This window comes from Paraflavitalea sp., assembly GCF_059502485.1.
On record NZ_JCACET010000010.1, the window covers coordinates 2,030,408 to 2,042,974 of the forward strand.

Sequence of the window (12,567 nt, forward strand, 5' to 3'; positions counted from 1 at the left end):
ACGGATTGAACTAATTAATTATATCCGTCGTTCTGGATAAGATTGGTGTTTGCAACACGCTGGCGATGAGGGATTGGGAACAATTCCTTGTTCTTATCATTGCTCGCCTTGTGATCCCACCAATCAGTAGTAACGAACTTGTTGAAGCGGATCAGGTCCTGACGGCGCCATCCTTCGAAAATGAACTCACGACCTCTTTCTTCAAGCAATTCATTCAAAGTCAAAGTAGCCGTAGTATAGGCCTCTGTAGCCCAATCAGCTGCAGCAAAAGAACGTTGTTTGCAGGCGTTGATCAGGTTTACAGCTTCCGTAGTAGCATTACCACCATTTTTACGCATCAGGGCCTCTGCTTTCGCAAAATATACCCATGTGAGGCGGTAAACAGCCCAGTCATTGTTGAAATAAGTAGCTTCAGTCTGACGACCAGGTTTGTACTTATTGAACCTTACACCACTGTTCTCTTCACCTTGCGTCATATCAGAAGGCAGTGTGTTAGGATCTTGACCAGGTTGCAGGCTCTTATTCTTGCGGATGTTATCAACAAACACGAGTTGCTGACCATTGTATTCGTTACCACCGCTACAAATAACAGGCTTCGTAGGATCAGTCAGGTAGAACTGTGGCCCGATCAGGAACCACTCTTTCTTACGCAGATCTGAATCTTTAAACTTGGTATAAACACCAGGAATAACTACCACACCATCGTTACCATTAACAGTACCATCGTAAACAAAACGCTGATCGAAATGGTAGAAATCAGAGTTGAAGTTAGCCCTGAAACCAGCCAGGTTATCATAAGCGATAGACCAGATAGTCTCTCTTGATGACAAGTGATTGGTGTTTTTGTAAGTATCGATGAGGTTACCGTCCAGTTGCATAGTACCACCAGCAACCTGGCAACCAACTTGTGCACTGATCAGCTTATCAGCCGCTTGTACACAATCATCCCATCTTTGAGTACCAGTCCATTTTTCCGCATTCAGGTAAAGCTCAACCAACATGGCATAAGCACCAGCTTTGGAGAAACGGCCAACCAATTGAGGAGACAGGTTAGGGATCTTGTCGATATTATCCTTGATCTCCTTTTCGATGAAAGTAAATACATCTGCACGCTTGGTAGTGGCAGGGCTCAAAGGCTCACCAACCTGCGTTACAACAGGAATATTGCCATATAGATCCATCAACTTGAGGTAATAGAAAGCGCGCAGCATTTTCAGCTCAGCGATATAACCATCCTTCTCCTCCTGTGTGATACCCATGCTGGCAATAGTACGACCTTCCAGGTTCGCAATGGGGTCATTACAGAAACCTACGCCAGTATACATCAACCTCCAGGGGTCCCAAACGATATTGGGATCATCAGCAATCCAGCTGTGGTTGTGAAGGCGGATCCAGTTACCATTGTCCTGACCGTGACGGCCTTTAACTGGCCAGGCCAGTTGGTCGGCAGAAAGCTCACTCACACGCCAGTAACCTACCTGACCAGAAGACATGATCCAGGCGTTGGTGTGCGTATAAGGCCTTAATACAGCCGATATAACTTCGTTCTTATTATTATAATAGTTCTCAGTGATAAACTCACTATATACATTTTCCTCCAGCTTGGTACAGCTGCCTGCGGCAAGCAAAGACGCAGCTAAGAAAGCATATTTAAACTTCTTATGAATGTGTTGCATAGTTTTCAATTTTTTAGAAACCAAGATTAAGACCAACAGTGTACTGTCTTGTTGATGGATAAGGACCACGGCTGTCTACGCCAGCACCCAAACCAGTGTCATTCACGAAATCAGGATCATTACCATCATACTTTGTAAACGTAACCAGGTTTTGGCCACTTACGTATACACGCAGGCTGCGTACATACTCAGACTTGAGCTTGAACCTGTAAGCCAACGTTACGTTATCCAGTTTCAGGAAGCCACCAGGCTGCAGATAATAATCAGAATACTGATAAGTATCCTTCAGCTCGTTGTACTTGCCAAATGCGCTTCTCAACAGATTGTTGGGCAGAGCAGTCTTGTTACCATAAGAAAGATCCATGGTATTCAGGATGTCGTTACCAAACCTTCCGCGGAAGAATACACGCAGGTCGAAATTCTTGTAAGAGACATTGCTCGTCCAGGACATGTAGTATTTAGGAATACCATTGCCGATCACACCAAGGTCACCTTCTTTGATATCACCAAAAGGTACTTTGGTTTTACCATCAGCCTTGTAGAACAACCATTTGCCATTGGCATCGAAGCCGGCAAAACGCTTGCCGTAGAAGTTACCCAGGTCGCCACCTTCATAAGTGCGGATAGCGTTACCCAGGGCGCCGAAACCGCCAATGCCACCATATTCTTTATAAGTGATCTTGAACACGTCGTTGGAGAAAGTCACCAGCCTGTTCTTGTTGGTGCTGGCAGTGAAGTCCATATCCCAGGAGAAGTCCTTATTCTTGATAGCTACGGCATTCAAAGTAAGCTCGATACCCTTGCTCTCAACAGTACCTACGTTAGTATAGATAGTAGGCTGGATAAATGGAGGTAACTGCGTGTTATAGTTTTCAAGCAGGTCCTCTGTTCTACGTTGATACAGTTCGATAGAACCACTCAAACGATTCCTCAGCACACTGAAGTCGATACCGATGTTCAACTCTTTTTTCTTCTCCCACCTTAAGTCAGGGTTAGGGTTTCTGCTGGGACCATAAGTTTGTCTCCAGGCGCCATCAGGATTGAGGTAGAAACCACCAGTACCCAGGGTAACCAGCGAGCTATAGTTAGGAATACCAGAGTTACCAGTTACACCATAACCAACACGCAGTTTCAGGTTGTTTACAAACTCGATATTCTTCATGAAATCTTCACGATCGATATTCCAGCCTGCAGACACGGCAGGGAAATTACCCCACTTGTTGTTTGCACCGAAACGGGAAGAACCTTCACGACGTAAAATGAACGTCGCCATGTACTTCTCTTTATAAGCGTAGTTCAACCTTCCGAAGAACGCGATCAGCGTGTTGTCAGATTTTCCGCTGGAGATACCTGCTTTACCAGCAATCAGCTGATTACCGGTTCCGAGGTTATCTTCATGGAAAAGGTCATTCACAAATCCTGAGTTGGAAGCACTGAAGTTCTCAGAGAAACCATACTGATAGCTATAACCAGCCAATGCAAAGATCGAATGATCTTCTTTTATCTTGGTATTATACTCGATAGTAGGTTCCATAGCATAATCAATGCTAAGTGAAGTACTCTTGGAAGCGCGGCCACCGGGAGCACCTACTCCACCACCTTGTGGGATCACAGGGTTTTCAACAGATACTTCAGAGTTGAGCTCTGCATAATAGTTATCTATGAAGCTATTCCTTTGTACTGAACCAAAGAAAGACGCTTTTAATCCTTTCAGCAACTCAAGAGAGATCTTGCCATCGGCAGCAGTAGTCTGCTGATCGCGCATGTTCTTCTCTTGATACAACCTTGCCAGCTGGTTGGTGCTGGTTGGCTCAAAATACCAGGTACCATCAGCCTTGTAATTAGAAAGCGTAGGGATCTTGGCCAACTGGTCTTCCCAGCCACCGCCACCTAACAGGTTAGCCCTGTTGAAGTTAGTTACCACGTTGACCTGAGTAGTCAGACGTCCATTCATACCGCGCTGGTTGATATTCAACCTGGCGCCGTATTGAGAACGATTGTTCTTCAATGCGATACCCTGAAAGTCATTGTAATAAATACTTGCACGGTAGCTGGTAGTGTTGGAACCACCAGAGATTGCCAGGTTATGATATTGAGTGAGGTTATCGTGATTTACGATAGCATCAAAGAAGTCCGTATTATAACCATAAACACCTGTACCATACTGAGCAGGAATAAGCCCTTCAGCGATCTTCGCGCGATAGTCAGCTGCAGTCATGAAATCAGGTCTTCTGGTGATATACTCTTTTCTCCAGTAAGTAGAGTAATCATAACGGGCAGGACCGGCCTTACCTTTCTTGGTAGTTACCAGGATTACACCACCGTTGGCACGAGTACCATAGATAGCAGCAGCAGATCCATCCTTCAACACGTCGATAGACTCAATATCATCCTGTTGCAAAAGATCGAGGTTACCACCGGGGATACCATCAATTACCACCAAAGGAGAAAGAGAGCCTGTCAAAGAGCTCACACCACGCAATTGAATGGCAACACCTGAGTTAGGGTTACTGCTACCAGTTCTGGTAATGTTCAGACCAGCAATTTTACCCTGAACGAGGTCAAGCGCATTCCTTGCACCACCCTGGTTAAAGTCTTCTGCCTTAACAGAAGCTACCGCAGAAGTAGTCTCTTTTCTCTTCTGTGTACCATAACCGATTACCACCACTTCATCAAGTGATTTGGTGCCGGATTGCAGTACAATATCTAAAGTAGAAGAGCTCCCAACAGGAACTTGCTGCTCGGCAAAACCAATAGCAGAGAAAACAAGAACAGTAGAATTGTTAGGGACACTGATACTGAAGGCGCCATCTGCATCTGTAGTAGTAGCTGTAGTGGTACCTCTGATAGTTACGGAAACAGACTGAACTGGCTGATTGTCCTTTCCGGTTACCTTACCGGTAACGGTTCTCGTTTGAGAGAAAGCGGTGACGGAGAAAAATAGCAATGCCATTAGGCAAAGCACACTCCCCCGCACGAGGTTGGAACGTCGCTTTTCCATACGCAAGTGTTTTGTTTGGGTTTATTTGTTTGTATTAAAAAACTTTTCGTTGACTATCTTATCTGACATCACTGACTATAAAACCCGGTATAATCAGCAACAAATATTATCATGAATAAAGGCTAACACTAAAACGTTTTAGCCATGCTACAAAAAAAATATACTTATAGCAACAAGCTTGCAAAGAAGGCACGTTTCTAAAACACGAATAAGGTATAATAGTATAGGATCAGGAGATTGGATGTGATTTCTTAACGCAAAGTGCGGGTCAATATTACGCAACTAAACCGATTTTGCAAAAAGAAATACAAAGGACTGTTAATTAATCATTTTTTAAGTAGACTCCCTGACTATAAAATTCGCTGCAAGCTGCACCTGATTTTTTTTGATAATTACCTTATTGTTACCAAGTTGGTGCATCAGGATATGAATAGCAGTGCGGGCTATTGCTTCCACAGGCTGCTGAAGTACCGTAATTCCGGGTAGGTGCAGGCGGAAAATGTCATTGTCATCAAAACAAATAACAGCCAGATCGCTCGGAATAGTCAATCCTATACCCCGTATACTCTCCAGGCCAAGGATACCCAGATAGTTGGTAGCGAATAAAACCGCATCGGGCTTATTCTTTTTAAGGAACTCAGTTATTTGATTTATGATAATTTCCCGATCGCCATTATAATTGACCTTAAGAATGAGTTTTTTCTTCTGCTCGCTTTTACCAATCGCGTCAACATAAGCATCCTCCCGCTGACGCATCTGGATCAGACCAGACTCGATGGTGATGAAGGCTATCTTTTTATATCCCTTCTTGATAAAATGCTCCATACCTGTCAACACAGCCCCCGCATTATCTACCTGCACGTAAGCAGCTTCAATATCAGGGAAATAGCGGTCCATCAACACCAGCGGCTTTTTGTGCTTTACGAGCATCTCAAGATCCTCTTCCATACCCAGTGTAGGAGTTACCAGGTAACCATCCACCTGGCGTTGCGTCAACAGGCGCAACAGCTCTACACCCTTTTTACTATTGTTTTCAGTACTGGAATAAAGTACTTTATAACCAAATTCCTCAGCCTCTACTTCAATCGTTTTAGCAAGCGAGGCAAAGAAATTATTCGCAATATCCTCTACCAGCAATCCCAATATCTTGGTTTGCCCCGTGCGAAGACTAACGGCTACCTGGTTAGGCTGATAGCCCATTTTCTTGGCGGTAGCCATTACTTTATTCTTCAATTCTTCACTGATACGCATCTGGCTGGCTTTGCCATTCAGAATAAAAGACACTGTCGAAGGAGAAGCCCCTACCATTTTAGCGATGTCTTTCAGTGATACTCTTTTCATGATGGGATGAACGATGGTTGTAAAAAAGTGCTAATCTAAACCATTCTTCTCAATAATAAACCGGCCAGGAAACCCGGATTTCCTGACCGGTTTATTTCTTTTAAAAGTGTACTTACCACACTATTATTCTGGATAGCCCGGATTCTGTGGCTTCACGTTTGGATTATTCCTGATTTCACTGGTCGGGATGGGGAAAAGCAGGTGTTTCTGCTCCAGCTTGGCATTGTTGTCGGCAAAGACATGCCCCACGAAATCGACAAAGGAATTGGAACTTTCCTTGTACGCCTTTCTGAGCCGCACCATATCAAACCAGGTGATCCCTTCATAACACAGCTCATGCCACCGCTCCTTCCACACGAGGTCCCGGAAACTGGCCTGGTTAAACGTACCCAAAGCAGGCGTCACCAGCCCTGCCCTATCCCTGATAGCCTTCAACGCATTCCAGGCTGCCGCATTGGGGCCGCCGCCGGCCTCGTTCTGCGCTTCGGCATAGGTCAGCAATACCTGAGCAAAGCGTAGCTGCGGCCAGTTGAGATCACTTTGTGTGGTGCCTGCCACACCTGATGTTCCGTTAGCCACCACATCAAAATGCTTAAATATATAAGGAGCGCCGAGGTTTTTCAAAGCCCCGTTACCTTCGGAATAATAAGAAGTATAAAAGAACCCCTGCCTGTCTATGGTACGCTTATCACCCGCTTCATACGATGCATAAAACGCCGGCGTAGGCACGGTACTACCTACTTCAGTACCATAAGCAGAAACACCTTTGAAGTTGGGCAACAGAATAGGTTGAATAGGATTACCAGCCACAGAAGCGAGATACTGGATCTCAAAAATATACTCACCCCTGTTCTCCATCGTCAGGTTGTGGAGATCCCCATAATTACTAAAAAGCGAAAAAGTGCCATTGGTGATTACTTCATTGGCTTTGGCCGCAGCCAGCGTATAATGAGAAACACCCTTATTCAAGGGCTGGCCCGCCATCGTAAGGTACACTTCTGCCAGTAACGATTTGATACTCCCCAGAGATGCTTTACCAGTAGAGTCCCGCCATGGCAAACCAGAGTTCTCTGCCGTAGTAAGATCAGCAACGATTTGATCATATACTACCTGCACAGTTGACTTGGAAGGAGAAAAGCTGCTGTCAGCAGAACTGAAGATGGGCTTTGTCAGCAAAGGTATATCACCCCACAACCTCACGGCATAGAAATAAGCCCATGCCCGCAGGAAACGAGCCTCGCCCAACACCCTGTTTTTCCGCGCGGCGTCCATATCGATAGGAGGCACTTTCTCCAACACCAGGTTGGCCTGGGCAATTACGTTATACAAGCCATTCCACCAGTTATTGATCAGTAGATTATCGCCATTATGTACCAATCCTACCAGGTTATTGAGATCTGAATTTTGAGCAGTCTCTGTACGTGATGTTCCGGTCACCACTTCCAACATAGAAAAGTTCTGTACAAAGATACCGGCGCCTTCTCCTATAAAACGCGTGCGTGCATAGCCAGCAGCAATAGCAGCGTCAGCATGCTCAGGCAAAGTATAATAGTTATCGGGACTAAGATTGGATGGATCATTATCCTCTTCAAGAAACTTATTACAACCCGTTGCCGCCAATAACAACAAACAATAAAACAAGATGGTGTTATATTTTATAATTGAGTATTTCATATGAACTAACTTTTAAATGAAGAAAGGGGGAGTTACAGGCTTACGTTTACGCCCAGTGTATACGTAGTGGGCTTGGGATAATCGAAAAAGGTTTGTCCTTGCGCAAATGGCTGTCCATACGTCGTTACTTCCGGATCATTACCACTGAACTTAGTAGCCAGGAAGAAGTTCTGTACAGAAACATACGCCCGTAACTTTTGAAGCTGTAACCGTTTGATTAGCGAAGGCGCAAACGTATATCCCAACAGAATGTTTCTACCCCGGAGGAATGAACCATCTTCCATCCAGTGCGTATCCACGTTGGTCACATAGCCTGCTTTACTGTTCCTGATGGCTGCAATAGGCGTGTTCTGGTTAGTAGGCGTCCAGGCATTCAATACTGTTGCAAAACTATTGGCCAATGCCTGGCGGTCTTCGCCCGAGTGCTTGGTCATATTCAGCACGTCATTGCCATACACAAACTGCAGCTCTACGGTGAGCTCAAAATTCTTGTATTTAAAAGTGTTGAAGAGACTACCCCATCCGTCAGGATTACCATTACCTATAACACTCCGGTCGGCATCATTGATCGCAGAGTCGCCATTCACATCGAGGTACCTGATATCGCCCGGCAGGATCGGTTTACCACCACGGTAGCTGGAGAACTTAGCCGCTTCAGCTGCATCCTTCGTAGCCCATGTACCTAAACGGGTAAGTCCCCAGAAAGAACCCACGGGCTCCCCTATCCTGATAATGCCGGTTTGGTTGGTGAAGTTGGGATTACCCACGCCAAAGATGTCAGCTGGTGAAGCCAGCGCCAGCACCTTATTTCTGTTCATGGAGATGTTGAAAGCAGTGCTCCAGGTAAAGTCGGGCGTATTGATATTCACGGTACCGATGGACAATTCCAACCCCTTGTTCTCCATACTGCCGATATTCTTATAGATAGAAGCATAACCGCTGGTACGCGGCGCCGGTGCATTCAACAACATATCAGTTGTTTTACGGTAATAAACATCTGCTTCCAATAATACCTTGTTGTTGAACAATCCTACCTCAAACCCAACATCTGTTTGAGTGGTCTTTTCCCAACGCAGATCGGGGTTGCCCAGGCGTCCAAGCCCCACACCACTTACGCGGTTATTGGCAATAATGCCTGCATAATCGGAACCCAGCAGGGATAATGCGGAATAAGTAGGTATTTCAGAGTTACCCGTCACCCCCACACTGGCGCGCATTTTCATATTCGATATAACATTACTGTTCTTCAGGAATTCTTCTTCCGACATGCGCCATGCCAATGCTGCCGATGGAAAGAAAGCATATTTATGATTGGCCCCGAACTTGGAAGAACCATCCACCCGTCCTGTCACCGTGAGCAGGTATTTATCATTCAACACATAATTGAACCGGCCAAAGTAGGAGTTGAAAGCAAAGCGCGCCCTGTTGGATGTACCGGGTATTGGTTTGCTGGACGCACCCAAATTATTGGATAGAAAATAATCGGTAGAGAAGTTCTCCGCGCCTACACCATTGTTATAAATATTGGTCTCCTGCCAGGATATACCGAGCATACCAGTAAACTCATCATTCTCACGCACCTTTTTATTATAAGTCAGGTAGCTTTCAGATGACCAGTAAGACTCCCGTCCATTAGCCACGTTCGCAGTACCGCGCTGATCCAGTGAAATGTTCGATAAGCTTCTGCCATTGTATTCAGTAACATTACGGGCAGCAATATAAGCGCCCAGTATTGTCCTCAACTCGAGTCCCTTAGCGAGGTAAATATCAGCGTATACGTTACCAAGTGTAGTTTGCGTAACCATACCAAACTTACGCTCGCTGAGAATATGCACAGGGTTGGAGCCACCCTCAGCATCGGGATAGTCTGCATTGTCAGCCCATTTGCCGTTCGGATATTTAACCGGCAGGAATGGGAACGACTCCGTAATCATACGCACAGAGTTCAATCCACCCGTTCCCTGATCTACTATATTTTCCTGTTGATTGTTGTACCCAAGTGTACCACCTATTTTAAGCCAGCTCTTTATTTTACTATCAAATACAAAGCGGCCGGAATAACGTTTGAGATAAGAGTTCAACAGCAATCCATTGTCATTACGGTAACCCAGGAATACACCATAGTTATGATCACCATTACCATTGGAGAATGATACCTGGTGGTTTTGGGATAGCTTCTGTTGTGTGGACTCTTTTAGCCAATCGGTATTGTATAATGGATCACCATTGGCATCAAAAAGAGAAGGTATGTTCTTGCGTTTCACCCGTGGATCCTGCGTGGAAGCATAGTTACCGGCAGCCCAGCCGGCAGGGTCATACACTTTGATGTTGTCATAAGCAAGATCTTCCACTGCCACATACTCTTTTGCATTGAGCATCTTTACCCGGTTTGGCCCAATGGTAGGTATACCCAGTTCTACATCATACGTAATTCTACCACCCGATGTGCTGCCCCTTTTAGTACTTACCAGTATCACACCATTGGCGCCGCGCGCGCCATAGATGGCAGTAGCAGAAGCATCTTTGAGTACTTCCACCGAGGCTATGTCGCTGGAGTTGATGTAGTCGATGGCATTACTGTTCTGCGTTTGTGTACCAACAGGGATGATCACGCCATCTATTACATACAGCGGATTATTGGAAGAGTTGATGGAACTAAATCCACGTATACGTACATTGCTTTGCCCGCCCGGCCTGCCTGAGTTGGTGTTTACCTGCACACCCGGTATCCTGCCCGCCAGCGCCTGGTTGAGGGACACCGCTGGCCGCTCTGCCAATTGAGATGCTTTCACAGATCCCACCGCCCCGGTAAGATCTGATTTACGTTGTGTACCATAGCCGATCACTACCACGTCCTGCATCGTCTTACTGCTGGCAATAAGCGAAGCATTGACTACATCGGATTCCCCAATGGATACTTCCAGGTCGTCATATCCGACAAATGAAAAGACCAATGCTTTAACGGTTTGTGGTATTTCAATACGAAAGCTGCCATCACTACCCGTTTGTGTGGCAGCAGCGGCCCCTTTTGCCTGAACGGATACACCAGGTAATCCAGTGTTGTCTTTGGGATCAGTGACCTTACCCGTGATCATTCTTGTTTGTGCGATAGCTAAAGAGGAAGTTAGGAGCAGTAACAGGAATAGCAATCCCGCCTGCATGAAGTTGGAATGTAGCTTTTTCATATGCAGTGTTAAATTGGTGAACATGCTTACAGAACAGGCCTTATGCTGTTGTAAGGGTCAGGGGTGTCCATTCTGTTCAATCGTTAACAGAGCCAGGGGAGTTGCTGAAAATCCAGTGCTATAAAAATCAATAGACTAAACCATCTACAATTGAGTCAGGGATGGCTATAGGGAAAAGGGATTTGAATCGTTGATCATCAACGTATTCAAACAGTTCTACACGGTAATAAAGATTTCGGGAGAGGGTATCCAATATTAAGTAACTAAACCGATTTTGCAAAATAAGTTTACGAAACCGGTGGAGGGAAGTTGACAGGTTAATAAGTTGATAGGTTGAAAAGGGATGGTTGATAAACAGATATACGTGTGGGTTGGTAAACTGAAAAGAAGTTAAAGCTATGCAGTAGTTCAGTGGACGACTGGAAAAAGTACCAGCAACGCTGTGCAGAAGCGGTGACACCTTTCGCTTACGACGAAGACGAAAGGTGTCACCGCTTGTACAGGAACACCGGTTGAACAAACAGGTAAGACAAATCGAAAAAGGGCACTAACGGGAAGGAAAATAAAAAACCCCGGCTTGTGGCCGGGGTAATTATTTGAGCGGAAATCCTGATTAAGCGATTTCAACTTCAGCGCCAGCTTCTTTCAGCTTAGCAGCCAGAGCTTCAGCGTCAGCTTTGCTTACGCCTTCTTTAACGGGCTTAGGAGCGCCGTCTACCAGATCTTTAGCTTCTTTCAGACCGAGACCAGTCAGATCCTTAACGATCTTAACTACGTTCAGTTTGTTAGCGCCACCATTTTTCAGGATAACGTTGAAAGAAGTCTTTTCTTCAGCAGCAGGAGCAGCAGCACCACCACCAGCAGCTACAGCTACAGCAGCAGCAGCAGGCTCGATACCATACTCTTCTTTCAGGATCTTAGCTAATTCGTTTACTTCTTTAACAGTCAGGTTAACCAACTGCTCAGCAAATGCTTTCAAGTCTGCCATTTTACTTCGTTTTAAAAACCGCCTTCATGGTTCAGGCTTTTACAGTTTTAAAGCCATCCCTCCGGCGGAGGTAATTTAATTTGCCTTCACTTATACCCGAAGGCTTGGGTAGTATTTTGATACTTATTGAGCTCTGTCTTCCAGTGCTTTCACCAGGCCAGCGAGTTTGTTGCCAGCGTTCAGGCCGCTGATAACATTCTTGGCAGGTGATTGCAGTAAGCCGATGATCTCGCCGATAAGGTCGTTCTTGCTTTTCAGCGCAACGAGGGTCTTCAGTTGATCATCTCCTGCGAATACGTCGCCATCGATGAAGGCTGCTTTCAATACGGGCCTTGTTTCATCTTTCTTTCCGGCTTTGCGGAAGTCGCTGATGATGAGGGCTGGTTCTTTAGCGTTTTCGCTAAACATGATGGCAGTTACACCATTCAAAGAATCGAATACGCCAGAGTAACGTTTTTCGTCCAGGCTTTCGAGCGCTTTTTTGATGAGGGTGTTCTTTGCCACTTTCATTTCAACATTCTTGCTGAAACAAACACGGCGCAGTTTACCAACTTGTGCAACGGTGAGAGATTCTGTATTAGTGATGTAGAAGTTGTTGTATTGAGAGAATTTCTCCTTCAATGCATCAATCACTTCATTTTTTTCTTGCTTTGTCATAACGCAAATTTTTAGATGTTTTCGCTGTCAGCTCCTCTACCCTTC

At 45.4% G+C, this 12,567-nt stretch carries 7 protein-coding genes; all 7 read right to left on the reverse strand.

Annotated elements, in window-relative coordinates; genetic code table 11:
• Positions 1-14: 14 nt before the first annotated feature.
• Positions 15-1,676 (reverse strand): RagB/SusD family nutrient uptake outer membrane protein, encoded by a 1,662-nt coding sequence (locus tag AC5JBY_RS25235; RefSeq protein ID WP_495907447.1) that lies wholly within the window; start codon positions 1,674-1,676, stop codon positions 15-17.
• A gap of 13 nt (positions 1,677-1,689) precedes the next feature.
• Positions 1,690-4,677 (reverse strand): SusC/RagA family TonB-linked outer membrane protein, encoded by a 2,988-nt coding sequence (locus AC5JBY_RS25240; protein ID WP_495907448.1) that lies wholly within the window; start codon positions 4,675-4,677, stop codon positions 1,690-1,692.
• Between the two features lie 333 nt (positions 4,678-5,010).
• The gene (locus tag AC5JBY_RS25245; protein WP_495907449.1) at positions 5,011-6,018 is read right to left on the reverse strand and encodes a LacI family DNA-binding transcriptional regulator; all 1,008 of its coding nucleotides are present in this window, start codon (positions 6,016-6,018) and stop codon (positions 5,011-5,013) included.
• A gap of 123 nt (positions 6,019-6,141) precedes the next feature.
• Entirely contained in the window at positions 6,142-7,692 is a 1,551-nt protein-coding gene (locus AC5JBY_RS25250) for a RagB/SusD family nutrient uptake outer membrane protein (RefSeq protein ID WP_495907450.1), read from the reverse strand.
• 32 nt (positions 7,693-7,724) lie between these two features.
• Complete coding sequence (locus tag AC5JBY_RS25255; protein WP_495907451.1) at positions 7,725-10,877, reverse strand: SusC/RagA family TonB-linked outer membrane protein; 3,153 nt, start codon at positions 10,875-10,877, stop codon at positions 7,725-7,727.
• 613 nt (positions 10,878-11,490) lie between these two features.
• Positions 11,491-11,865, reverse strand: a complete 375-nt coding sequence (gene rplL / locus AC5JBY_RS25260) for a 50S ribosomal protein L7/L12 (RefSeq protein ID WP_495907452.1) — start codon at positions 11,863-11,865, stop codon at positions 11,491-11,493.
• A gap of 123 nt (positions 11,866-11,988) precedes the next feature.
• Positions 11,989-12,522 (reverse strand): 50S ribosomal protein L10, encoded by a 534-nt coding sequence (gene rplJ / locus AC5JBY_RS25265; protein ID WP_495907453.1) that lies wholly within the window; start codon positions 12,520-12,522, stop codon positions 11,989-11,991.
• Between the last annotated feature and the right edge of the window lie 45 nt (positions 12,523-12,567).